We start from the raw sequence: 24,768 nt of genomic DNA, 5'->3' as shown, positions 1-24,768 counted from the left end.
ACCCTTGAATCCTTTAAAATTGCTTCGATTATAAACAGATAATCACCGGCGCGGCGGCCGGCGGCGGCTCGGGTGACCGGGGCGGCGCGTACGGCCGGCGGGTGTCTTGGGCGCCGTCGCGACGTCGGGGCGTGCCCCGGCCCCGTTCCCGGCAACACCCCGAACCGCTGTGCGCGCCGTTGACCCTCATTTTTCCCGGAAATCTGCATGAAAGCCTCTCGTTTCTTCATCGGCACCCTCAAGGAAGCGCCCGCCGACGCCGAGATCGTCAGCCACAAGCTGATGGTGCGCGCCGGCATGATTCGCCGCGTGGCCGGCGGTATCTATGATTACCTGCCGATCGGCCTGCGTTCGATTCGCAAGGTTGAAGCCATCGTCCGCGAAGAAATGAACCGCGCCGGCGCGCTCGAACTCCTTATGCCGGCCGTGCAGCCCGCCGAACTGTGGCAGGAGTCGGGGCGTTGGAAGCAGTACGGTCCGGAATTGCTGCGACTGAAGGATCGCCACGATCGCGATTTCGTCGTCGGCCCGACCCACGAGGAAGTGGTGACGGACATCGCGCGCCGCGAGATCAAGAGCTATCGCCAACTGCCCGTGAATTTCTATCAGGTACAGGCGAAGTTCCGCGACGAGATTCGTCCGCGTTTCGGCGTGATGCGCGGGCGCGAGTTCATCATGAAGGACGCCTACTCCTTCGATAAGGACCGTGCCGGCCTGCAGGTTTCCTATCAGAAGATGTTCGATGCCTATGTGCGCATCTTCACGCGTCTGGGTCTGGCATTTCGCGCCGTGGTGGCCGACAACGGCTCGATTGGCGGGTCCGGCTCGCACGAATTCCACGTGATCGCAGATACCGGTGAAGACGCCATCGCCTACTGTCCGGCGTCTGACTATGCGGCCAACGTCGAAATGGCCGAGGCGCTTGCCCCGCAGGGCGAGCGCGCCGCGCCCGCCGAGGCGTTGGCCAAGACGGCCACACCGGGCAAGGCCAAGTGCGAAGCCGTCGCGGAACTGCTCTCGATCCCGCTGGCGCGCACGGTCAAGTCGATTGTGCTCGCCACCGACAGTGAAGAGGCCGGCACGACGGTCTGGCTGCTGTTGCTGCGCGGCGATCACGAACTGAACGAGATCAAGGCGAGCAAGGTGCCGGGACTGGCGGACTTCCGCTTCGCGAGCGAGGCCGAGATCATCGATCGGTTCGGCACACCGCCGGGCTACCTGGGCCCCATCGGTACGAAGCAGCCGGTCAAGCTCGTGGTCGATCGCACGGTCGCAAAGATGAGCGACTTCGTGGTTGGCGCGAACGAGGTCGACTTCCATATCACCGGTGTGAACTGGGGGCGCGATCTGCCCGAGCCGGAAGTCGTGGCCGATCTGCGCAACGTCGTGCCTGGCGACATGTCGCCGGATGGCAAGGGCGAGATTGCCCTGTGCCGTGGTATCGAAGTGGGGCACGTGTTCCAGTTGGGGACCAAGTATTCGGATGCCATGAATGCCACCTTCCTCGACGAGACCGGCAAGCCTGCGCCGATGGAAATGGGCTGCTACGGCATTGGCATCACGCGAATTCTTGGCGCGGCCATCGAACAGAACTTCGACGATCGCGGCATCATCTGGCCGGAATCGATTGCGCCGTTCGAAGTTGTGCTTTGCCCGATGGGCTATGACCGCAGCGACGCCGTGCGTGCGACGGCCGATAAGCTTTATGACGACCTGGTGGCTGCTGGCGTCGACGTGATTCTCGATGACCGTGGCGAGCGTCCCGGCGTGATGTTCGCGGATTGGGAGCTGATCGGCGTGCCGCATCGCGTGGTGATCGGCGACCGGGGGCTGAAGGAAGGCAAGCTCGAGTATCAGGGCCGCCGCGACGCACAAGCGCAGTTGCTCGACGTCGCCGCCGTGGCGGATGTCGTCGTCGACAAGGTGCGCGTCGCCAAGACGATCTGATCAGGTGTCATGCCGGTGGGCGAGGGCTCGCCGGCGCACCCAAACGACAAAGGGGCCTCGCAGGCCCCTTTGTCGTATGGTGGATACGGAACGTTGTCCCGCCGGCGGCGCTCAGCGCGGCGTGGTCAAGGCGCGGATCGCCGGCAGGTTGCGCCAGTAGCCCTTGGCATCCATGCCGCAGCCAAAGACGTAGCGGTCCGGCACCGTAAAGCCGCAGAAATCCGGATGCGAGGGCTTGTCCTTCGTCAGGATCTTCTCGCACAGCACGGCGCTGTAGAACTTCGAGGCGCCCATCTCCAGGATCCGATCGCGAATCGCCGCCATGGTGGCGCCTTCGTCGAGAATGTCGTCGAGCACGAGCACCACGCGATCGCGCACCGAGTCGCGCGGCGCCACGCGCCATTGCATCGCGCCGCCCGTCGTGGTGTTGTTGTAGCGCGAGAGGTGGATGTAGTCGAACTCCAGCGGGAAGTCCAGGCGCGGCAGCAGCATGCCGGTAAAGACGGCCGCGCCGCCCATGACCGAGAGCACCATCGGGAATTCGTCGCCAACGGCCTCCTTGATGGCCTTGGCCATCGTGTCGACGGACTGGCTCACCTCGTCGGCCGAGACGATCTCTTCGGAATTACGGAAAACTTCGAGGGCTTCTTCGCGGTTCATATGGGGCGACCCTGGGGAACGTGTTGCGGGGAGATGTCGCTATGTGCGGCCCGGAGTATATACGGAATGCCCGCCCGCGTGACGAGGGGCAACCGGGCATCGGATCCGATCAGCGCATCCCGGGCATCATGCCTTTCATGCTGCGCATCATCTTCATCATGCCGCCGCCCTTGAGCTTCTTCATCATGGTACGCATCTGGTCGTACTGATTGAGCATGCGATTGACCTCCTGCACCTGAACGCCCGCACCGGCGGCGATGCGGCGCTTGCGGCTCGCCTTGATCAGTTCCGGCTTGGCGCGCTCGGACGGCGTCATCGCGTTGATGATGCCCTCCATGCGGCGCACCTGCTTCTCCGCCTGATCCATATTGGTCTGGCTGGCGGCGGCCTGGAATTGCGCGGGGAGCTTGTCCATGAGCGACGACAGGCCGCCCATGTTCTTCATCTGGCCGATTTGCGCCTTGAAGTCGTTCAGGTCGAAGTCGCCGCCCTTTTTGACCTTATCGGCGAGCTTCTGCGCAGCCTGCACGTCGACACCGCGTTGCGCTTCCTCGACGAGCGCGAGAATGTCGCCCATGCCGAGAATGCGGTTCGCCATGCGATCCGGGTAGAAGACCTCGAGGCCGTCGAGCTTTTCGCCCACACCGACGAACTTGATCGGCTTGCCGGTGATGTGACGCACCGACAGCGCCGCACCGCCGCGCGAGTCGCCGTCGAGTTTGGTGAGCACCACGCCGGTGAGCGGCAGCGCGTCGTTGAAGGCGCGGGCCGTGTTGACGGCGTCCTGGCCGAGCATGGCGTCGACGACGAACAGCGTTTCGATCGGTTTCAGCTCAGCGTGCAGGGCGCTGATTTCCTGCATCATCGCTTCGTCGATGCCCAGACGGCCGGCCGTATCGACGAGCAGCACGTCATGGTGATGGCGTCGCGCCCAGTCGACGGCCGCACGGGCGATGTCGACCGGCTTCTGATCGGGTTGCGACGGGAAGAAGTCGGCGTCGACCTGCTTCGTCACTGTCTCCAACTGCGCAATGGCGGCGGGGCGATAGACATCGGTCGAGACCGTGAGGACCTTCTTTTTCTGCGCGCGCAGCAGCTTGGCGAGCTTGCCGACGGTGGTGGTCTTGCCGGCGCCCTGCAGACCGGCCATCAGGATGATGGCGGGCGGCGTGGTCGCGAGATTGAGTTCTGCGGCGCGGCCTTCGTAGTCGCCGCCCATGAGCGCGGTCAGTTCGCGTTGCACCACGCCGACAAGTGCCTGGCCCGGCGAGAGGCTGGAAATGACTTCCTCGCCGAGCGCCTTTTCCTTGACCTTGGCGACGAAATCGCGCACCACGGGCAGGGCGACGTCGGCCTCGAGCAGCGCGAGACGCACTTCACGCAGCATTTCCTGCGTGTTGGCCTCGGTCAGGCGGGCTTCGCCGCGCAGCGTCTTGACGACCTTGGCGAGGCGCGTAGTGAGATTGTCGAGCATGAAACGTATCCTGTAAGACCTGCAGCGGCCCCGTTCGCCCTGCCGTTCGGCCCCGGAGGGGCGGTGGCGGGGACGGCAGCGCGCCCGTCATGGGCTGGTGTAAACTTCAAACATGACTATTTTACTGTATGCGCTGACCGCCATCCTCTATGCCGGATTGGCGGTTTGTTCGTGGCAAGGCTACCGACGCAACGCTGCGCTCGCACTGGCGGGCGGGCAGGTCGCGCCTGCGCCGGTCGCGGGCACGCCGTCGCGCTGGCCGATGCAGCTTTCGCTGTTCGTCACGCTCGTGCTGCACGGGGTGTTGCTGCATCAAACGATCTTCCGCTCGGACAGTATGCACTTCGGTTTCGCGTACATGCTCTCGGCCATGTTGTGGCTCTCGGTCGGCATCTACTGGATCGAGAGTTTCTTCTTTCCGCTGGACAGCCTGCGGCTGATGGTCACCCCCGTGGCCGCGGTGACCTGTGTGCTGCCGATGATTTTTCCGGATGTGCGCATTCTCGGCTTTGCGGCGGAACCGATTTTCAAGGCGCACTTCATCATCGCCAACATGGCCTACGGGCTGTTCGCGCTGGCGGCGCTGCACGCGCTGCTGATGCTCTATGCCGAGCGGCAACTGCATCCGTCGCGACGCGGCGAGACGACCGGCTGGCTGGCGCACTGGCTCGAGACGCTGCCGCCGCTGCTCACGATGGAAAAACTGTTGTTCCGGCTGATCGGCGCCGGGTTTGTGCTGCTGACCCTGACGTTGATTTCCGGCGTGATGTTCTCCGAGGCGCTGTTCGGGCGCGCGGTGCGCATCGATCACAAGACCGTGTTCGCGGGGGTGTCGTGGCTGATGTTCGGCGCGGTGCTGCTGGGTCGGCATTTTTATGGGTGGCGCGGCAAGGTCGCGCTGCGTTGGGTTCTGGCGTCGTTCGTGGCGCTTTTGTTGGCGTATGTCGGTTCTCGCTTCGTGCTTGAGGTGGTGCTGCATCGCATGACGGAGACTTGAAGCGCGATGCGCAATATCCTGTTGTTACTGGTGCTCCTGATCGTTGGCACGTGGTGGATGCGAAGCAACGAGCGCAAGCGCAATACCGAGCGCATGCGCCCGCCAGGCGCAAACGATGCGCGCACGACGGCGCGTCAGGCGTTGCCGCCCGCCGAACGCATGGTGCGATGCAGCGAGTGCGATACCTACCTTCCCGAGAGTGAATCCGTCGCTGGCGCGGGCGGCCAGCATTTTTGCAGCGGTGAACACCGCGACGCCTATCGGATGCGCGAACACCGCATCTGAGTCGCGCTGCGCAGCCACGCTGCGCAGCGATGACCCCGTTCTCCCGTCCTTCGCGCCGTAGCACTTGCACGTGCCGGCTTGCGCATGCCTGCTGCATGCACTAAAACACAGTAACCGGCCCCGCTCATAAACAGAATAATCATCGAGGGGCGCGACGACAGGAGGGCGCAATATGCTAATGCGCAGACGGATGTATTTTCTGCTTCCCGATCTGGCGAGTGCCCAGCGCACGATGAGCGATTTACTGCTCGCCCGGGTCGAGGAGCGTCACATCCACTTTATGGCACGTGACGAAATGGACCTGGAGGGACTGCACGAGGCTAACCTGCTACAGACTTCCGATATCGTGCACGGCGCCGAAGCCGGGCTCGTCATCGGCGGGTTCTGTGGTCTGGCAGTCGGTGCAGTCGCCGCGTTTTTCCCCATCGTGGGCACACGTCCCCAGTGGGAGTTGATGATTGTGACGGCACCACTCGGTGCGCTCTTTGGCGCCTGGGTGTCGAGCATGATCGGCGTTTCGGTGCCGAACTCGCGACTCAAGACGTTTCGTGAGCCGCTCGAGCGCGGCATGATTCTGCTGATGGTGGATGTGCGCGACGGTCGCGTCGATGAGATTCGCGAGATGCTCAAGGCCCATCACCCTGAAGCGCACATGGAAGGGGTGGAATCCGCCATTCCTGCCTTTCCTTGATCGATGGCGATCATGGCAATAAGCGAGGGCACCGTATCGAAAGCGATGGCAGCGTTGGCGAAGACGATAAGTGTCACCGGCCGGGAACGGCCAAGAGCGTCGCACCTGTGAGCGGCGCGGGATGGTGAGCGTGTCGATCGACGCGCGAGCGACATCATCCCTGGGCGTGGTCACGCCTACAGAAGCCTCTCGGCCAGGCAAGGCGGGAGGCTTCTTCATTGGGCACTCCCTTTCACCGCATGACGACGGTTGACGAAACGCCGGCGACTTGCGAACGGGCCGAGCGTTGCCCGCGCCGGACATGCCGCCGACGGCGTCACGCCAAGTGGGCTACAATGGCGCCCCTCGCTCTACGGGAGCCCGCTGTGCCCGTCATGCCCCAGTCATTCGCGTGCGCCAACATTGCGCTCCGGTCGTGTCATCGCGTCACGACGTGTGCCTTGCCGCGGCGAGGTGACGCATGAGCGCGCCGACCCATGTCCCGATGCTCACGCTCGATGCCGACGGCTGGGTAAGCGAAGCCGAGCGACTGCCGTCACCCAACTTCGATGCGCGTCCGGCGGACACGCCGACCGACCTGCTCGTGGTGCACAACATTTCGTTGCCGCCAGGACAATTCGGGGCGGCGAGATCGCGGCGTTCTTCCAGAACCGGCTCGATCACGATGCGCATCCCTTCTTCGATGAGATTCGCGGTGTGCGGGTCTCGTCGCACTTCCTGGTGCGACGCGATGGTGCGTTGCAGCAGTTCGTGTCGTGCAACGCGCGGGCCTGGCACGCGGGGCATCGTCGTTCGAAGGGCGAACGCGCTGCAACGATTTTTCGATCGGCGTGGAGCTCGAGGGCACGGACGACCTCCCGTATACGGAAGCGCAATACGTCACGCTGGCGGCGCTCACGCGAGCGTTGCGTGAGCATTATCCGATTCAAGCCGTGGTCGGACATGCCGATATCGCACCGGGCCGCAAGACGGATCCGGGACCGTACTTCGAGTGGCCGCGATTGCGTCGGATGGCGTCGCTGAGTCCCCAGGCATTGCCGTTTCAGCCGGCCGACTAATCCCCATCCGGGGACAGGTTTTGCTTGACACGGCGATGCCACGGGCCTCCCCGGCGAGAGAAATTTTTGGGTTTGCGGAGTGCGTCATCTCCACTATACTTAGTGAAAATTCAGGTGCCGACCACTACATCTAGTGGTTGATGTCAGGTTCGGCACGGAATGTAATCGCCATCAATACCGTGCTTTTCCTGCGGCGTTTTTGCGGGGCGGCACAGCAGCAAAGCCGTGCAGCGGACACCTGAACCCTTGGCCGTCCGTCGGTCGTGCGGTATCCAGCACTTCGCTCCATCGGCGTCCCTAGGGCGCATTTTTGCCGGCCGTAACCCTGGTAAGAACGCGCTAACAGCACCATCTCATTGGAACGGGAGTTTTTACATGCAGACTAACGAAAACCTCACCCGCCCGACCCCGACGCCTGCCGCGACCGCCGGCAATGGTGCGGGTGCGTCGGCGCCCCAGACGACGGGCGCCTTCGAGCCGGCGACCAACGCCGACTTCAAAGTGATTCGACGCAACGGCGCGGTGGTGGGTTTCGAGCCGTCGAAGATCGCGATCGCCGTGACCAAGGCGTTCCTCGCCGTGAACGGCGGCCAGGGCGCGGCGTCGGCCCGCGTACGCGAACTCGTGGAGCAGTTGACGGGGCACGTCGTGCGCGCCCTGATGCGCAGCCGCCCGAATGGCGGCACGTTCCACATCGAAGACATCCAGGATCAGGTCGAACTCGCGCTGATGCGTGAAGGCGAGCACAACGTGGCGCGCGCCTACGTGCTGTACCGCGAGAAGCGTTCGCAAGAGCGCGCGCACGCGGTCGAGACCACGCAAGAAGCGGCTACACACGATGGCCCGGTGCTCAATGTCACCGACAACGGCGTGGTGCGTACGCTCGATATGTCGGTGTTGCGCGGCGTGGTGCAGGCTGCCTGCGAAAATCTCGGCGACGAAGTCGTGGCCGAGCCGATCGTGACCGAGACCCTCAAGAACCTGTACGACGGCGTGCCGCTGTCGCAGGTCTACGACTCGGCGATCCTCGCCTCGCGGACCCTCATCGAGAAGGAACCGGCGTACAGCCAGGTCACGGCGCGAATTCTGATGCACACGATCCGCCGCGAGATTCTCGGCGAAGAAGTGCTGCAGGGCGAAATGGCCGCGCGCTACATCGAGTACTTCCCGCGCTTCATCAAGCAGGGAGTCGACGCCGAACTGCTCGACGAGCAACTGCTCTCGTTCGACCTGGCCAAGCTGAGCGCCGCGCTCGACGCATCGCGCGATCTGCAATTCAACTATCTGGGCCTGCAGACGCTCTACGATCGCTACTTCCTGCATATCGACGGTCACCGCATCGAAATGCCGCAGGCGTTCTACATGCGCGTGGCGATGGGGCTGGCGCTCAATGAAGTCGAGCGCGAAGCGCGTGCGATCGAGTTCTACCAGATTCTGTCGAGCTTCGACTTCATGAGTTCGACGCCGACGCTGTTCAACTCGGGCACGCGTCGCTCGCAACTCTCGTCGTGCTACCTGACGACGGTCTCGGACGACCTGGAAGGCATCTACGAAGCGCTCAAGGAAAATGCACTGCTCTCGAAGTTTGCCGGTGGTCTGGGCAACGACTGGACGCAGGTGCGCGCGCTCGGCTCGCACATCAAGGGCACGAACGGCAAGAGCCAGGGCGTGGTGCCGTTCCTGAAGGTGGTCAACGACACGGCCGTGGCCGTGAACCAGGGCGGCAAGCGCAAGGGCGCGGTGTGCGCCTACCTGGAAACGTGGCACCTGGACATCGAGGAATTCCTCGAGTTGCGCAAGAACACGGGCGACGACCGTCGCCGCACGCACGACATGAACACGGCGAACTGGATTCCCGATCTGTTCATGAAGCGCGTGATGGAAGGCGCCGAGTGGACGCTGTTCTCGCCGGCGACCTGCCCGGACCTGCACGACAAGTACGGCAAGGCTTTCGAACAGGCTTACACGGCCTACGAAGACAAGGCCGCACGCGGCGAAATCAAGCTGTTCAAGAAGGTGCCGGCGCAAGCGCTCTGGCGCAAGATGCTGGGCATGCTGTTCGAAACCGGCCATCCGTGGATCACGTTCAAGGATCCGTGCAACATTCGCTCGCCGCAGCAACACGTGGGCGTAGTGCACTCCTCGAACCTGTGCACGGAAATCACGCTCAACACGAGCGAGACGGAAATCGCGGTGTGCAACCTCGGCTCGGTGAACCTCGTGGCTCACCTGAAGCAGACCGCGAACGGCTACGAACTCGATCACGACAAGCTGCAACGTACCGTGCGCGTGGCGATGCGCATGCTCGACAACGTCATCGACATCAACTACTACGCGGTGGCGAAGGCGCGCAATTCGAACCTGCATCACCGTCCGGTGGGCATGGGTATCATGGGCTTCCAGGACTGTCTGCACCTGCTGCGCACGCCTTATGCCTCGAACGCTGCCGTCGAGTTCGCCGACCGTTCGATGGAAGCGGTGTGCTACTACGCTTACTGGGCGTCGTCCGAGCTGGCCAAGGAACGCGGTCAGTATTCGTCGTACAAGGGCTCGCTGTGGGATCGCGGCATCCTGCCGCAAGACTCCCTCAAGTTGCTGGCCGAAGAGCGCGGCGGCTACATCGACGTCGACATGTCGGCAACGCTCGACTGGGACAGCCTGCGCAAGCACATCGCTTCGCACGGCATGCGCAACTCGAACTGCGTGGCGATCGCCCCGACCGCCACGATCTCGAACATCATCGGCGTCTCGGCCTGTATCGAGCCGACGTTCCAGAACCTGTACGTGAAGTCGAACCTCTCGGGCGAATTCACGGTGGTCAACGAGTATCTGGTGCGTGACCTGAAGGCGCGTGGCCTGTGGGACGAAGTGATGGTCGCCGACCTAAAGTACTTCGACGGCACGCTGGCCCGCATCGACCGCGTGCCGGCCGACCTGCGCGAGATCTACGCCACGGCGTTCGAAGTCGAGCCGAAGTGGCTGGTCGAGGCGGCGTCGCGTCGTCAGAAGTGGATTGATCAGGCGCAGTCGCTCAACATCTACATGGCGGGCGCTTCGGGCAAGAAGCTCGACGAGACGTACAAGCTGGCCTGGACGCGTGGCCTGAAGACCACGTACTACCTCCGTACGATGGCCGCGACGCACGTCGAGAAATCGACGGTGAGCCACGGTGCGCTGAATGCGGTGAGCTCGGGGGCGTGACGCCGAGCGGAAGCTTCTCGGCAGAACCCTCCTCGCCGCTGGCGCAGCCGATGCCGGACGCTGAAGGCGCGGTGTGCACGATGCGTCCGGGCGATCCGGGGTTCGACGAGTGCGAGGCTTGCCAGTAAGCTTGCGCTTGCGGTGAGATTGGGGCCAGTCCCGAGGTTTGCGCCTCGGCACTGGCCCCAAGCTTTTTTGGGCGCCGTGGTAGGGGGGGAGGGCGGCGCACCCGCCGCCTGGCTCTCAGGTCAGATCGATCCGCATCGACAGATCGAGCGTTTGCCCGTGCGTCACGACCACGTGATCGTCGTCGAACGCGCCGACCCGATGCGTCGACGGTTCCAGACAGAGGTAGGGACGTCCGGCGGGAGAGTGCACCACGAGCCAGCTGGCGTCGCTGCTGCGCACCGTGGCCGAGCGCAGGCCGCCGGCGTAGTCGAGGCGCGCGTCGAATCGCCCCGACTCGACCGGCGCTTCGGCGAACCAGGTGGACCGCCCCTCGGTATCGAGTCCGCCGCCGACAGACACGACCTCGATCTCGCCGACGTGCACGCGTTGCTCGCTCGGCCATCGGATGTCCTCCGACGGCGAACGCCAGATCGCCTCCGCTTCGAACGTCAGGCGCGCGCCGGCAGGCCACTGAAAGTAGGGATGTAGCCCGAGCCCGGCGGGCATGTCCTGCGTCGAGAGATTGGTGATCGACAGTTGCATGTCGACACCGTGCTCGTCGAGCGTCACCGAGAGATACGCCTGATAGTGCCACGGCCATTCGGGTTGAGCGGGACTGTCGAGTTGGAGCACGCAACAGTGCGGGCTCTCGTCGACGACATCCCACGCGCGACGCAGCCCCCAGCCGTGCAGCGAACTCGATGCGGCCGGCGCCTCGCGAGCGACGATCGCGCGGTCGCGCCAATGCAGCGTGTCGTCGCGCAGCATGTTGGTATACGGCAGCATCGGAAAGGCGCCGGCCTTCGGCCATTCGTCCGACGAGAACGGGTCGTTGCCGAGCGGCACAAGGTAGTCGAAAACGTCGCCGCGCGTGTCGCGCCGAGCGAGTCGTGCGAGCCGCGCCCCGCAGCCCGGTTGAACCTCGGCCACGAGTGCGCCCGCCGCGAGGCGGATCGGTTTGCCGGGGGTGAGCGTGAGCGGTGTCGGGCCTGACGAACCGGCCGACGCCGGTGCGCCGTCGGCGCCTGGGAATGTCATCGTCGGTATCTCCTTCATCGACGTTCAGAAGTGGCGTGCGCCGGAATCTGTCGTTCCGGTTCGCCGTCGCGACAGGATACGCCAATGCGACGCAGCGCTCCCCCTCGACGCACCATCATCGCTGTCGTGCGGCACCGTTTCATGGCAAGATGCCGGTCCCGCAAGCCCGGCCGCCCGGCACTCGGGGGATGTTGCCAAACACTAGGTATAGTGGTCATCGTGCAGCGCGGCACTAGATATAGTGTTACATGCTGGAACGAGTGACGTAATTGTGCTAAATTGGAGGCATTCCATTCGACGTCGGGAGGTCAGGATGTTGTTGCAGCTCTCGCGTCGGCGTTGTTGTTCAAAACTGCGCAATTGCGCATCTGCATCACCCCGAAATATGGCAATGCTCCCGGTGGACTTCGTGCTCCCGGTGATCGCTTGCCGGCCGCCGGATCGCAAATTTTTTGTCAGCCTTCGCACGCGAACGGCTGATCTGTCACTTCGGCGATGTGCGCGCGTGTGTGCATCGCATCAACCTGAACGGACTGAGACCCTATGCTGAACTGGGAAGAAGACACCACCACGGCCAAATCGGCTGCCCCACCGCTGCTCCGGTTGCCGCGTCGAACGTGCTGGGCACGCAAGGGGAAACCCCGACTGTGATCGCCTCGCAGTCGACGCGTCGCGTGAGCGCCTCCGACAAGCGCGTGATCAACGGCACGACGGATGTGAATCAACTGGTGCCCTTCAAATACAAGTGGGCCTGGGAGAAGTATCTGGCCGGTTGCGCGAACCACTGGATGCCGCAGGAAATCAACATGTCGCGCGACATTGCCCTGTGGAAAGATCCGAACGGTCTGACCGAGGACGAGCGCCGCATCATCAAGCGCAATCTCGGCTTCTTCGTGACGGCCGACTCGCTCGCGGCGAACAACATCGTGCTCGGCACCTATCGCCACATCACGGCACCGGAGTGCCGCCAGTTCCTGCTGCGTCAGGCCTTCGAAGAGGCGATCCACACGCACGCCTATCAGTACATCGTCGAGAGCCTGGGGTTGGACGAAGGCGAGATCTTCAACGCGTATCACGAAGTGCCGTCGATTCGCGACAAGGACGAATTCCTGCTCCCGTTCATCGAAGTGGTGGCGGATCCGTCGTTCCAGACCGGCACGCAGGAAGCCGACCAGAAGCTGCTGCGCTCGCTCATCGTGTTCGCCTGCATCATGGAAGGGCTGTTCTTCTACGTCGGCTTCACGCAGATTCTCGCGCTGGGTCGGCAGAACAAGATGACCGGTGCTGCAGAGCAATATCAATACATCCTGCGCGACGAGTCGATGCACTGCAACTTCGGCATCGATCTGATCAACCAGGTGAAGCTGGAAAACCCGAACCTGTGGACGCCGGAGTTCCGCGAAGAGATTCGCGAGCTGTTCAAGAAAGCGGTCGAGCTGGAGTATCGCTACGCTGAAGATACGATGCCGCGCGGCGTGCTCGGTCTGAACGCGGGCATGTTCAAGAGCTATCTGCGCTTCATCGCGAACCGTCGCTGTTCCCAAATTGGTCTCGAGGCGCTCTATCCGAACGAAGAAAATCCGTTCCCGTGGATGAGCGAGATGATCGATCTGAAGAAGGAGCGCAACTTCTTCGAAACGCGAGTGATCGAATACCAGACCGGTGGCGCGCTGAGCTGGGACTAAGCAGGAAGTGAAATTTGGATGCTGGCTGCAAAGCCAGTATCCATGCGGGTTTCGAGAGGATGGTGTGAGCGCGCGTGGCGCGTGTGAGCGCCAGCAAGAGAAGCAAAAGAGAAGGCGCAGATCACGCACATCATCCTCACTCGCGCGTCGTCACGCTCGCTTCGCACGCGTCGACATGCGAACGCCATGTGCATCAAATACAACAGATTGACTTCTTCGTTGCGAACGTTGTGCGATTTTTTACGCGCAAAGTATTAACATCGCATCACAAAAGAATTATGATTCGCTCAAATAAATTGCAGTCTCGATGAACACACGAAAGCACATTGCTTTCCTCCCGCGACAGAGAGCTGGTAGTTACGGAGCGTAAAAACCTTGGTGCATAGCAAGCAGTATCGCTTATCCGCTATCGCAATCTCCTCCCTCCCGATGACGGGACAGGCAAGCTACCCCCGAAGAATCTGGCGAACCCCCTTTCTCAAGACAATCGAATTGCTGGCGGCAATGTCGCCGGCAATTTTTTTGCGCGCGTGACCACTCACGGTCAGCGTCATGCGCGCAGCGCCGAATTCATTAGCGTAAGCCGTCGAAGTCCGATGCGTACGCCGATGAATAGCCCGCTCGCCGGCGGTTCGCCGCATGGTGGTCGGGTTTCCTTCTCAGGTGGTTTTGTTTGAGTGATCTCTCACGTTAAGGAGCAAAGTGATGGCTACTACTGCTAAGAAAAAACCCGCAGCCAAGAAGGCTGTTGCCAAGAAGCCGGTAGCGAAGAAGGCTGCCGCCGCCAAGAAGCCTGTCGCGAAGAAGGCTGTCGCTGCCAAGAAGCCGGTAGCGAAGAAGGCTGTCGCCGCCAAGAAGCCGGCAGCGAAGAAGGTTGCCGCCAAGAAGCCGGCCGCCAAGAAGGTTGCGGTGAAGAAGGTTGCCGCCAAGAAGCCGGTCGCCAAGAAGGCAGCGGTGAAGAAGGTTGCCGCCAAGAAGCCGGTCGCCAAGAAGGCAGCGGTGAAGAAGGTTGCCGCCAAGAAGCCGGTCGCCAAGAAGGCAGCAGTGAAGAAGGTTGCCGCCAAGAAGCCGGCTGCGAAGAAGGCAGCGGTGAAGAAGGTTGCCGCCAAGAAGCCGGCTGCGAAGAAGGCCGCCGTGAAGAAGGTTGCTGCGAAGAAGCCGGCTGCGAAGAAGCCTGCTGCGGCGGCGAAGAAGCCGGCCGTCAAGAAGGTTGCCGCCAAGCCTGCTGCGGCCCCGGCTGCGGCCCCGGCAGCAGCACCGAAGACGGCACTGAATCCGGCAGCGGCATGGCCGTTCCCGACCGGCAGCCGTCCGTAATTCGAGTGCCGAAGCAGGAACCAAGGCACTTAGGTGTCTTTTGATCGAGTAGGCCTACTCGATCCGAAACCCGCTGTGATGAGCGATCGTCGCAGCGGGTTTTTTCATGCGGCCTTAGTGCGTCACACGCGTGACGCCGCCGCTCGAGAGCAGACGCACGCGCTGACCCGGCTGGAATGCTTCGTCCGCATCCTGTGTGATGGCGCGCAGCTCGCCGTTGTCGAGTCGCACGGTAATCTCCAGGCCCGCCTTCTTGCTCATGCGGTTTTCGACGGCTTGCCCCGCAACGGCACCCAACAGACCGCCGATGATGCCCGTCGCGATCGAGCCGCGACCGCCACCAATGGCGCTGCCGCCGACGGCGCCCAGCGCACCGCCGCCCACCACGCCGAGAATCCCCGGATCGCCATTGCTGCTGTCGATCGTGACCGGGCGCACCGATTCGACGGTGCCCATGCGCACAACCTGCTCGCGTTGCGCTTGGCGGCTGTCGTAGACGCTCGCGGAATTGCTCGGACCGAACGCCGTGCAGGCGGACAGGGAGAGCGACGCCGCGGCGGTGAGAATAAGGAATGGTGTGGTCAGTCGTGCCATCGTTGTGTTTGTCCTGGAATCATACGAAGCGGTGGCCGAACGCGGCTTCATATTGCGCCTCGATCTCGGCGCGCGTCGGCGCGTAAGTCTGCGGGCCTTGCTCGGCAATCTTGAGCGAACCCATCAGGCTGGCCAGGCGGCCGGCGGTGGGCCAGTCGAGACCCTTTTCGATACCGTACAGCAACCCGCCACGGAAGGCGTCGCCGCACCCGGTGGGGTCGACGACTCGCTTGGCTTTGACGGCAGGAATGTCGTGTTGCTTGCCGCCGGCGAAGATCAGCGCGCCGTGTTCTCCGCGCGTCACGACCAGCGCCTCGACACGCGACTGGAGGTCGTCCATCGACCAGCCGGTCTTCGTGCAGAGGAGCTTGGCTTCGTAGTCGTTGACCGCAAGGTATGTGGCGAGTTCCACCATGCGACGCAGGGCCTCAGGCGAGAGCAACGGCAGGCCCTGACCCGGATCGAACAGGAACGGTACCCCGGCGGCAGCGAAGCCTTCGGCGTGAGTGAGCATGGCGTCGGGGGCGTCGGGGGCAACGATGCCGAGCGTCGCGCCGTTGACATCGGCCACGCGGTTGCGCGACGAGAACATCATCGCCCCAGGGTGGAAGGCGGTGATCTGGTTGTTGTCCAGATCGGTCGTGATCATCGCATTGGCGGTCATGCTGTCCGCGACCACGCGAACGAATTCCGTCGTCATGCCGAGCGACTGGAAGCGCTCGACGTAGGGCGCACCATCTTCGCCGACGGTGGCCATGACGACCGGCGAGCCGCCCAGCAGATGCAGGCTGTAGCCAATGTTGCCGGCGCAGCCGCCGAAGTTGCGGCGCATCGTCGGCACGAGGAAGCTGACGTTCAGGATGTGTACCTGATCGGGCAGGATGTGCTCGCCGAAGCGGCCTTCGAACGTCATGATGTTGTCGTAGGCGAGCGAGCCGCAGATCACGGTAGTCACGGGGAGATCCTTGCGAAAGGTAAGCGGGCCAATCTGGGAGGGCAGACGGTTGGCCAGTCGCACTGCCGGGTCATGCTAAAAACGGGCCGGTGCATTTGCCGCACCGGCACGGGAACTGCCATCTGGCGCGCACCGGCTTTACCGGGCGGGCCAGCGATACGCCGAGGGGCGATGGCTTACGACAATGCGGCCAGCGCGGCGTCGTAGTTCGGCTCGTTCTTGATCTCGGGCACGAGTTCGGCGTGGACGACGCGGTTATCGGCGTCGAGCACGACAACGGCACGGGCCGACACTCCGGCGAGCGGGCCGGTGGTGATTGCTACGCCGTAATGCTTGAGGAACTCGCGGCCACGCATGGTCGAGAGCGTGACCACGTTGTTCAGTCCTTCGGTCGCGCAGAAGCGGCTCATGGCGAACGGCAGGTCAGCCGAGATCACGAGCACGACCGTGTTCTCGAGCTTGCCCGCGGCTTCGTTGAACTTGCGGGTCGACGTGGCGCAGGTCGGCGTGTCGAGGCTCGGCACGATGTTGAGCACCTTGCGCTTGCCAGCGAAATCGTCGAGCGAGACGTCCTGCAACTTGGCATTGACCAGCGAAAAAGCCGGAGCGGTCTGCCCCTTTTGCGGGAACTGGCCGTCGACTTCGATGGGGTTGCCCCGAGTGTGACTTGGGACATCAATATCTCCTAGGTTGAGTGCAACAGCGCTATCACGGATAGAACGCGAGCACCCGATAGTTACTGGCTAGCGCTGCCTGCGCCGTCAATCGTAACCGAATCGTGCGTTCGTTGTGTGGCGCCAGACCGGCGTCATGCTGCGCGGTATCGGTGACGTAGTCGCTCGCCGAAAACACGCGTCGCACGACCGGCTTGCCGTCGATGTCCGACAGCGTGAGTTCGAGCGACGGCCAGGCCACGGCATAGTCGGCTTGATTGCGCATGAACACGGTGAGCGTCATTGGCACGGCGTCGTCTGGGGCCGGGGCGCTCGCCGGTGTACCGGTTGTCGCGCCACTCGCGCCACTCGCGTCGCTCGCGTCGCTCGTGCCGGGCGCGTCGGTGACCAGCGTCACGCTCGAAATCTGCACCTTGTCGGGCTGACGCGGCGGCGCGACCGTCACATGCATCGGGTGTCCTAGCGTCGTGAACACGCTGCGCAACGCCGGCACGCGATCGACGAGTGCGGCGCGCTCGACCCACGCCCACTGGGCGATCAGACCGACGACGGCCAGCGCGATCAGCGCACGCCAGATCACGCGACCGACGCCGGGGCGACGTGCCTGTCCGGCAAGAGCCACGGACGTCGGCGAGTCGGCAGACGCGACGGAAGCTGACGACGTCATGGACGCGGTGGGCGCCAGAAGCACCGTGGCATCGTCGTCATCGATGTAGCGACCCGGGCCATGTCGCATCTGCGCCAGGCTCTCGTCCGGTGTGCCCAGCAGTGCAGCGATCGCCGTGGGCGTGAGCATCTCGGGCACCGGGGGGCGTTCGGCGGGCGCGGTCTCCGCCTCGTTCTCTTCGCCGGGCGGCTCGCACAGGTAGGCATGTCCGTCGAATACTTCACGACAGTTGCCGCAGCGCACGAGACCGTCGCGCAGCTTGAGCTGATCCGCCACGACGCGGAAGACGGTATGGCAGTGAGGGCAGCGGGTAGCGAGAACGCGCGAGGACTGAGCCATGGGAGTCGGGGGCATCGGGGGATTCGAGGGCGAGGTCCCGGAGACTCGGCGCGTCGCGGGCGACTTAGCCGGCGGCCTGCCCGTGCAGGCAGACCCAGCCATCGTGAGCACGCCAGACCGACATCTTCATATAGGGGGCGTAGGCGGCGATCACCTCGTCCGCCTGCCGCTCCAACACGCCAGACAGCGCGAGCCGTCCGCCCGGTGCCACGCGCGATGTCAGCATCGACGCGAGCAGTTTGAGCGGATTCGACAGGATGTTGGCGACCACGATATTGAATTGACCGTCGCGCAGGTCGGCGGGCAGTCCGTATTCGACGGTCGCGTGATTGCGCTCACTGTTGTAGCGGGCAGACTCGACGGCCTGCGGATCGATGTCGATACCGACGACCGGATCGGCGCCGCACTTGCGCGCCAGGATGGCCAGAATGCCCGAGCCGCAGCCGTAGTCGAGCAACGACTGACCCGCCTCAACGTGCTGTTCGAGCCACTCCATGCACAGCCGCGTGGTCGGGTGGCTGCCGGTCCCGAACGCGAGGCCCGGATCGAGTTCGAGGATAAGCGCATCGGCGTCCGGGGCGTCGTGCCACGACGGCACGACCCAGATGCGCTGGCCGATCTGTATGGGCTCAAACTGCGATTGCGTCAGGCGCACCCAGTCCTGTTCTTCCACGTCGCGCAACGTGAACGCGGGCGACTCGGTGAGCCCCAATTCGTTGACGGCCGCCGCGAGCAGCACGGCGGCGTCCTGGTCTTCCCCCACCAGCGCGACCACGCGCGAGTGTTGCCACGCGGTGTCGGGCGGGGTCAGGCCGGGCTCGCCGAACATCGGTTGCTCGTCGGGCGTGTCGGCATCCGCGTCTTCCACGGAGACCGACAGCACGCCCAGATCGAGCAGGGCGTCCGACAGGGCCTCGGCTTGGGCGCGGGCAACTTCTACGACGAGTTCGCGATACATGGCGAGTGATTTCCTGCTGATAAACGGCTGATGAACAGCTCAGTTGCCGCCGACGGCAGATTTCTGCGCCAGCTTGTGTTCCAGATAATGGATGCTCGTGCCGCCTTCGACAAACTTCGCGTCGAGCATCAGTTCCCGGTGCAGCGGAATGTTCGTCTGGATACCTTCGATCACGATTTCCGACAGCGCGACACGCATGCGGCGGATGGCCTGATCGCGCGTTGCTCCGTAGGCGATCAGCTTGCCGATCATCGAATCGTAATTCGGCGGCACGAAGTAGCCGTTATAGGCGTGCGAGTCGACGCGGATGCCGGGGCCCCCGGCATGTGCCAGGCGGTAATGCGACCCGGCGACGGCGTGAACTTGAACGGATCTTCGGCGTTGATACGGCACTCGATCGCGTGACCCTGGAACTGGATGTCGCGCTGACGGAAGGCGAGCTTCTCGCCAGCCGCAATGCGAATCTGTTCCTGCACGATATCGATACCGGTGATCATTTCCGTGACAGGGTGTTCGACCTGCACGCGCGTGTTCATTTCGATGAAGTAGAACTCACCGTTCTCGAACAGGAATTCGAACGTGCCGGCGCCGACGTAGCCCATCTTCTTGCAGGCGTCGGCGCAGCGATCGCCGATGCGCTCGATCAGGCGACGCGGAATCAGCGGTGCGGTCGCCTCTTCGATCACCTTCTGGTGACGGCGCTGCATCGAGCAGTCGCGCTCGCCCAGCCAGACGGCGTTCTTGTGCTTGTCGGCGAGGATCTGGATTTCGATATGGCGCGGGTTCTCGAGGAACTTCTCCATATAGACTTCCGGATTGCCGAAGGCGCGGCCGGCTTCTTCACGGGTCATGTTGACCGCGTTCACCAGCGCCGCTTCCGTGTGCACCACGCGCATGCCGCGACCGCCGCCGCCGCCGGCGGCCTTGATGATCACCGGATAGCCGACCTGGCGTGCAACACGCACGATTTCCTTCGGATCGTCGGGCAACGCGCCTTCCGAACCCGGCACGCACGGCACGCCGGTCTTGATCATCGTCTGCTTGGCCGAGACCTTGTCGCCCATCAGACGAATGGTGTCGGGGCGTGGGCCGATAAACGTGAAGCCCGATTGCTCGACGCGTTCGGCGAAGTCGGCGTTCTCGGAGAGGAAGCCGTAACCCGGGTGGATGGCCTGGGCGTCAGTGACTTCCGCCGCGCTGATGAGCGCCGGCATGTTCAGGTAGCTCAGCGGCGAGGGTGCCGGTCCGATACAGACGGCTTCGTCCGCAAGCTTGACGTACTTCGCTTCCTTGTCGGCTTCGGAGTAGACGACCACGGTCTTGATGCCCATCTCGCGGCACGCGCGCTGAACGCGCAGAGCGATTTCGCCGCGGTTGGCGATGAGGATTTTTTCAAACATTATGTGCAGTCCTGCCCGTAGGGGGAGAGGAGCGGGGCCGGACGCCTCGTGTCGCCGGGCGGCATTTGGCCGCGCGGGCGGGGCGTCCGACAACCGGCATTAGCCGATCACGAACAGCGGTTGACCGTATTCCACGGCCTGACCGTTCTCGACGAGGATTTCCTTGATCACGCCGGTCTTGTCCGACTCGATCTCGTTGAGCAGCTTCATCGCTTCGATGATGCACAGCGTCTGGCCTTCCTTGACCGAGTCGCCGACCTGCGCAAACGGATCGGCGCCCGGCGACGGGGCGCGGTAGAAGGTACCGACCATCGGCGACGTGACGATGTGACCTTGCGGCACGACCGGGGCTGCCGGTGCCGGTGCGGCGGGCGTTGCCGTCGGCGCTTGCGCGGCAACCTGCGGGTAGGCCGCCGGCATGGCCATCTGCATCGGGGCGGCGATCAGTTGGGGCGGCGCCTTGACGATGCGGACCTTGCCTTCGCCTTCGGTGACTTCGAGTTCGGAAATACCCGATTCGGCCACGAGGTCGATCAACGTCTTGAGTTTGCGCAAATCCATGAAGGAAGCTCCTTAATTCGGTATCGACGCGGGGCACCCCCGCGAGGGGAAATAGGGGATGAGACGGCTACCCGCCGGCGAGTCGCCGCAGGGCAAATTCGAGTGCGAAGGTGTAGCCGCGCCAGCCCAGGCCGCAGATCACGCCTTGCGCAATATCGGAAAAGTACGAGTGATGCCGGAAGGCCTCACGGGCATGGACGTTCGAGAGATGCACCTCAACAAACGGAATGCCCACGCCGGCCAGCGCGTCACGCATCGCCACGCTGGTATGCGTGTAGGCGGCAGGGTTGATGACGATGAAGTCGATCGACGCGTCGCGTGCCGCCTGAATCCGGTCAACCAGCGCGCCTTCGTGATTGCTCTGGAATGTCGTGACCTCGGCACCTGCCGCCTTGGCTTGCGCCTCGAGCGCCGCGTCGATGTCGGCCAGCGTCGTACGACCGTACACCGCCGGCTCGCGAGTACCGAGCAGGTTGAGATTGGGACCGTGGAGCACAAGAATGCGGTGAGGCATCGGCGAATCAAATTTCACGAAATTGGGCGCAATTAAACGCCAGTTGGTGGATTTTGTCCAGTGGGGTGAAAATGAAACCCCGTCGGTCACGTCTGGCGGGACTTCCCGCGCGACCGGCTGGCCGGCGCGATGTCAGCGCGCCGGCTTGAGGGCTGAACGCACTTCATCCGACGTAATACGGCCGAGCTTCTGGTAGTACAAGCGGCCTTGAGGATCAACCACGACGGTATACGGTAGCGCGCCGGCCTTGTTGCCCAGTGCGCGGGCAAGGTCGGTGCCTGCGTAGCCCGCCACGAGGAGCGGGTAATCAACCTTCACCTTTTGCTCGAACGCGATCATGTTCGGGGCAGTATCAATGCCGATTCCTACGAATTGGACGTTTTTTCCCTTGAATTCGATGGAAAGTGCCTGGAGATCGGGCATTTCCTCCACGCAGGGCCCACACCATGGAGCCCAGAAGTTGATGACCAGCGTTTTGCCACGCCATTGCGAGATGGCCTGCTCGTTGCCCGCCAAGTCGGGAAGCCGCGTGGCGAGCAGTTGGGCGACAGCGGCATCGGGCGCGTTCGCGGGCGCCTGGTTTCGATGGCCGAACCAAAAGCCGGCCGCCAGGCCCGCGAGCGCCAGAATCAGCAGAGGAACGATGCGTTTTACCATGATGGATGGGGCCGAAGCGGCGGGGATTAGACGTTAGACGGATGGCAATTGCGGAGAATGGCGACAGGCTGATGGCCATGTTGCCGCCATTCGGGCGCCGGTCAGTGGTTGGATGCCTGCTCCATGGCCTCGGCGCTGTCGATCAGTGTGCTCAGGCCGTGCGCATCGACGCGCACGGGGCGGCCATTCCCGTCGGTGGCCTTGAGTGCGCCGCGCATGTCGTCGAGGGAATACAAGGACAGGTGCACGCCCGCGGGTTCGCCGCGCTGCCCCCGCTCGCGCCACAGGAAACTCAGCGTCTCGACCATGCCGCGACCATTGAAGTGGCGACTTTCCGAGACCTCGTAGTCGATGCCCCGGTTCAACAGATCGATGGCGACTTCCTTTGGATTGTCGCAAAATGCCTGCAAATAGATATCAGATAGTGACGTTGCCGTGCCGTTGTAGACGGCGCCGGTAATATAAGGCCGGTAGCGCGCCAGTGCGGTCATGACCGTCAGCGCGACCTGACGCAAATGCGCCAGCTCAGCCGGCTGCGTGTCCGAGAGGAACGTCTGCACGTACTCGCGGACTTCCGCTTCGATTTGGTCGTTATCCGGCAGCAACTCACCCGCAATCCGCGCCTCGCCGGTCACTTGCTTGGCCGCCTTGCGTTTCGCGGTGGCGTAGTCGGCGCCCTCCTCGGCGATGAGGCGGGCGGCCACCAGAGCGATTTCCTCGCGCAGGCGTTGGGCGTCGGACCAGGATTTGCGTGTCATGCGCACGATGATACCCGAAAGGCATTGCGCTTCCCGCCGCAGGTACAATGGTGATTCTGGCTGTTCGGCCTCCCCCATTTCCCGCACGGGCTCGGCCCGTCCTCACCTCGCTCCCCATCCATGCATATTCATATTCTTGGCATCTGCGGCACGTTCATGGGCGGTCTCGCGGTGCTCGCACGTCAGGCCGGTCACACCGTGACCGGTTGCGACGCGAACGTCTATCCCCCGATGAGCACCCAGCTCGAGGCGCAGGGTATTCGGCTGATCGAAGGGTTTGACGCCGATCAGGTCTCGCTCAAACCCGACCTGTTCGTTATCGGTAACGTGGTGTCGCGCGGCAACCCCCTGATGGAAGAGATCCTCAACCGGAATCTGCCGTACACGTCGGGCCCGCAATGGCTCGGCGAGCATGTGCTGTCGAAGAAGTGGGTGCTGGCCGTGGCGGGAACGCACGGGAAGACGACGACGACATCGATGCTCGCCTGGATTCTCGAAGATGCGGGCTACCAACCGGGCTTCCTCGTCGGTGGTGTGCCGATGAACTTCGGCGTTTCGGCGCGACTGACCGACAGCGACTTCTTCGTGATCGAGGCCGATGAATACGATACGGCGTTCTTCGACAAGCGCTCCAAGTTCGTTCATTACCATCCGCGCACCGCGATCCTGAACAATCTTGAGTTCGATCACGCCGACATCTTCCCCGATCTGACGGCGATCGAGACGCAATTCCATCATCTGGTACGCACCGTGCCGGGCCAGGGCCGCCTCATCGTCAACGGTCGCGAGGCCGCGCTGGAGCGCGTGCTGACGCGCGGCTGCTGGAGCGAGGTGGAGCGCTTCGGTGTGGCCGACGGCTGGCATGTCGCCCAAGCCAACGACACGCTTGCGGCGGGACAGGAGGCATTCTGGGTCCACCATGGGGCGATGGCCGCCGGGGAAGTGAAGTGGTCGCTGCAGGGCGAGCACAACCGGATGAACGCGCTGGCGGCGTTGGCTGCCGCACGGCACGTGGGTGTGCCGCCGGAGCAGGGGGCGGCGTCGCTGGGCAAGTTCCAGAATGTGAAACGTCGTATGGAGGTGCGCGGCGAAGCGGCCGGCGTCACCGTTTACGACGATTTTGCGCACCATCCGACCGCCATTCAGACGACGCTGGCCGGACTGCGTCGCCGCGCCGGCACCGCCCGCATTCTGGCGGTGCTCGAGCCGCGCTCGAATACGATGAAGCTGGGCGTGATGAAGGCGCAACTGCCGGCCAGCCTTGCCGATGCCGACCTGGTGTTCGGCTACGGCGCGCCGTCCGGGAAGGACGCCCTCGGCTGGAATCTGACCGAGGCGCTTGCTCCGCTCGGCGCGCGTGCGCAGGCGTTCAGCGACATCGACGGACTGGTGCGCGCAGTGAGCGCGGCAGCGCGTCCGGGCGACCAGATCGTGGTGATGAGCAACGGCGGCTTCGGCGGCATTCACCAGAAATTGCTCGATGCACTGGCGGCGCGCGCCTGATTCGCGCGCCTTGGCGTCCGGGTACTGACCAGCTTTTATCGGGGCTCACATGATTCTCTATTTGCACGGCTTCCGTTCGTCGCCGCGCTCCTTCAAGGCGCAATTGATGGCCGCCCGCATGCACCGCCTCGGCCTGGGGCGCGAGTGGGCCTGCCCGCAATTGCCGCCCTCGCCGCTGGCCGCGGTCGTCGACGCGCAGCGTCTGCTCACCGGTGTGAAGGCCGACGAGTTGACCCTCGTGGGCAGTTCGTTGGGCGGCTATTACGCCACGTATCTGGCCGAGAAGCTCGGTTGCCGCGCGGTGTTGCTCAACCCGGCCACGCGCCCGTACGACGATCTGGGCAAATGGCTGGGCGAGCAGCCGATGTGGCATGGCGGCGGCACTATCGTCGTCGAGCCGCGTCACCTGGACGAGCTGCGCATGATCGACGTGGCCCGGATCACGCGTCCCGAGCGCTACTACCTCGTGGCCGCGACCGGCGACCAGACCCTCGACTACCGAGACATGGTGGCAAAGTTTCCGGGGGCGAAGCTCACGGTGATCGACGGCAGCGACCACGGCATTTCCGATTTCGCCGACTATATGGACGACGTGCTGCGCTTCGCCGGCATCGACGTTCCCCCTTCGCCCGGTGGCGCCGGCCCGTTCGCGGGCGAATAGCGCGTT

The 24,768-nt window shown here is 63.6% G+C and carries 19 protein-coding genes and 4 pseudogenes; 10 read left to right on the top strand and 13 right to left on the bottom strand.

Annotated features, from left to right (window positions below):
• Nucleotides 1-207: 207 nt before the first annotated feature.
• Nucleotides 208-1,947, top strand: coding sequence for a proline--tRNA ligase (locus DRB87_RS19875; RefSeq protein WP_130027161.1), 1,740 nt, complete (start codon nt 208-210; stop codon nt 1,945-1,947).
• Nucleotides 1,948-2,058: 111 nt separating this feature from the next.
• On the opposite strand, the gene DRB87_RS19870 is transcribed toward DRB87_RS19875, so the two are convergent.
• Together DRB87_RS19870 and ffh are read right to left on the bottom strand one after the other, a co-directional pair.
• Entirely contained in the window at nt 2,059-2,607 is a 549-nt protein-coding gene (locus DRB87_RS19870; RefSeq protein ID WP_130027159.1) for a hypoxanthine-guanine phosphoribosyltransferase, read from the bottom strand.
• 109 nt (nt 2,608-2,716) lie between these two features.
• Nucleotides 2,717-4,081: a signal recognition particle protein gene (gene ffh / locus DRB87_RS19865; protein WP_130027157.1), complete on the bottom strand. Its 1,365-nt coding sequence runs from the start codon at nt 4,079-4,081 to the stop codon at nt 2,717-2,719.
• Nucleotides 4,082-4,193: 112 nt separating this feature from the next.
• Here ffh and DRB87_RS19860 point away from each other — a divergent pair, with 112 nt between their 5' ends.
• The 5 genes and pseudogenes from DRB87_RS19860 (at nt 4,194) to DRB87_RS19840 (ending at nt 10,441) form a co-directional block, all read left to right on the top strand.
• Nucleotides 4,194-5,078: an inner membrane protein YpjD gene (locus tag DRB87_RS19860; protein WP_017234727.1), complete on the top strand. Its 885-nt coding sequence runs from the start codon at nt 4,194-4,196 to the stop codon at nt 5,076-5,078.
• A 6-nt stretch (nt 5,079-5,084) separates the two neighbouring features.
• Nucleotides 5,085-5,363: a PP0621 family protein gene (locus DRB87_RS19855; protein ID WP_130027155.1), complete on the top strand. Its 279-nt coding sequence runs from the start codon at nt 5,085-5,087 to the stop codon at nt 5,361-5,363.
• Between the two features lie 178 nt (nt 5,364-5,541).
• Nucleotides 5,542-6,054, top strand: coding sequence for a DUF1269 domain-containing protein (locus DRB87_RS19850; protein ID WP_026132105.1), 513 nt, complete (start codon nt 5,542-5,544; stop codon nt 6,052-6,054).
• Between the two features lie 460 nt (nt 6,055-6,514).
• A pseudogene (gene ampD / locus DRB87_RS19845) lies at nt 6,515-7,112 on the top strand (1,6-anhydro-N-acetylmuramyl-L-alanine amidase AmpD).
• A gap of 375 nt (nt 7,113-7,487) precedes the next feature.
• Nucleotides 7,488-10,441 (top strand): annotated as a pseudogene (locus tag DRB87_RS19840) (ribonucleoside-diphosphate reductase subunit alpha).
• Between the two features lie 115 nt (nt 10,442-10,556).
• Here DRB87_RS19840 and DRB87_RS19835 read toward each other — a convergent pair.
• Nucleotides 10,557-11,519: a hypothetical protein gene (locus DRB87_RS19835; protein WP_165385376.1), complete on the bottom strand. Its 963-nt coding sequence runs from the start codon at nt 11,517-11,519 to the stop codon at nt 10,557-10,559.
• 533 nt (nt 11,520-12,052) lie between these two features.
• Here DRB87_RS19835 and DRB87_RS19830 point away from each other — a divergent pair.
• Both DRB87_RS19830 and DRB87_RS19825 read left to right on the top strand, forming a co-directional pair.
• Nucleotides 12,053-13,204 (top strand): ribonucleotide-diphosphate reductase subunit beta, encoded by a 1,152-nt coding sequence (locus DRB87_RS19830; protein WP_240756338.1) that lies wholly within the window; start codon nt 12,053-12,055, stop codon nt 13,202-13,204.
• A gap of 705 nt (nt 13,205-13,909) precedes the next feature.
• Complete coding sequence (locus DRB87_RS19825; RefSeq protein WP_130027152.1) at nt 13,910-14,521, top strand: histone H1-like DNA-binding protein; 612 nt, start codon at nt 13,910-13,912, stop codon at nt 14,519-14,521.
• Between the two features lie 114 nt (nt 14,522-14,635).
• Here DRB87_RS19825 and DRB87_RS19820 read toward each other — a convergent pair whose 3' ends face one another.
• The 10 genes and pseudogenes from DRB87_RS19820 to DRB87_RS19775 form a co-directional block, all read right to left on the bottom strand.
• A complete protein-coding gene (locus DRB87_RS19820; protein ID WP_130027150.1) occupies nt 14,636-15,115 on the bottom strand; it encodes a hypothetical protein in 480 nt (159 codons plus the stop codon).
• A 19-nt stretch (nt 15,116-15,134) separates the two neighbouring features.
• The gene (locus DRB87_RS19815; protein WP_130027148.1) at nt 15,135-16,070 is read right to left on the bottom strand and encodes a carbohydrate kinase family protein; all 936 of its coding nucleotides are present in this window, start codon (nt 16,068-16,070) and stop codon (nt 15,135-15,137) included.
• A gap of 176 nt (nt 16,071-16,246) precedes the next feature.
• A pseudogene (gene tpx / locus DRB87_RS19810) lies at nt 16,247-16,746 on the bottom strand (thiol peroxidase).
• Nucleotides 16,747-16,778: 32 nt separating this feature from the next.
• Nucleotides 16,779-17,750: a DUF3426 domain-containing protein gene (locus DRB87_RS19805; RefSeq protein WP_130027144.1), complete on the bottom strand. Its 972-nt coding sequence runs from the start codon at nt 17,748-17,750 to the stop codon at nt 16,779-16,781.
• A gap of 64 nt (nt 17,751-17,814) precedes the next feature.
• Nucleotides 17,815-18,708, bottom strand: coding sequence for a 50S ribosomal protein L11 methyltransferase (gene prmA, locus DRB87_RS19800; RefSeq protein ID WP_130027142.1), 894 nt, complete (start codon nt 18,706-18,708; stop codon nt 17,815-17,817).
• A 39-nt stretch (nt 18,709-18,747) separates the two neighbouring features.
• Nucleotides 18,748-20,108, bottom strand: a pseudogene (accC, locus tag DRB87_RS19795) (acetyl-CoA carboxylase biotin carboxylase subunit).
• 99 nt (nt 20,109-20,207) lie between these two features.
• The gene (gene accB / locus DRB87_RS19790; protein WP_130027140.1) at nt 20,208-20,669 is read right to left on the bottom strand and encodes an acetyl-CoA carboxylase biotin carboxyl carrier protein; all 462 of its coding nucleotides are present in this window, start codon (nt 20,667-20,669) and stop codon (nt 20,208-20,210) included.
• 67 nt (nt 20,670-20,736) lie between these two features.
• Nucleotides 20,737-21,183 (bottom strand): type II 3-dehydroquinate dehydratase, encoded by a 447-nt coding sequence (gene aroQ / locus DRB87_RS19785; RefSeq protein WP_017231507.1) that lies wholly within the window; start codon nt 21,181-21,183, stop codon nt 20,737-20,739.
• A 132-nt stretch (nt 21,184-21,315) separates the two neighbouring features.
• Nucleotides 21,316-21,840 (bottom strand): TlpA disulfide reductase family protein, encoded by a 525-nt coding sequence (locus tag DRB87_RS19780; protein ID WP_130027138.1) that lies wholly within the window; start codon nt 21,838-21,840, stop codon nt 21,316-21,318.
• Nucleotides 21,841-21,941: 101 nt separating this feature from the next.
• Nucleotides 21,942-22,598, bottom strand: coding sequence for a UDP-N-acetylmuramate--alanine ligase (locus DRB87_RS19775; RefSeq protein WP_130027986.1), 657 nt, complete (start codon nt 22,596-22,598; stop codon nt 21,942-21,944).
• 120 nt (nt 22,599-22,718) lie between these two features.
• Between DRB87_RS19775 and mpl the strand changes: the two genes are divergently transcribed.
• Complete coding sequence (gene mpl / locus DRB87_RS19770; RefSeq protein ID WP_130027136.1) at nt 22,719-24,101, top strand: UDP-N-acetylmuramate:L-alanyl-gamma-D-glutamyl-meso-diaminopimelate ligase; 1,383 nt, start codon at nt 22,719-22,721, stop codon at nt 24,099-24,101.
• A 49-nt stretch (nt 24,102-24,150) separates the two neighbouring features.
• The gene (locus tag DRB87_RS19765) at nt 24,151-24,762 is read left to right on the top strand and encodes a YqiA/YcfP family alpha/beta fold hydrolase (protein ID WP_130027134.1); all 612 of its coding nucleotides are present in this window, start codon (nt 24,151-24,153) and stop codon (nt 24,760-24,762) included.
• The last annotated feature ends 6 nt before the right edge of the window (nt 24,763-24,768 follow it).

The organism is Pandoraea sp. XY-2 (assembly GCF_004193915.1).
Taxonomy (GTDB): Bacteria; Pseudomonadota; Gammaproteobacteria; order Burkholderiales; family Burkholderiaceae; genus Pandoraea; species Pandoraea cepalis.
The sequence above is the reverse complement of the archived record's forward strand: the minus strand, read 5'-3'. Positions and strand labels throughout refer to the sequence as shown.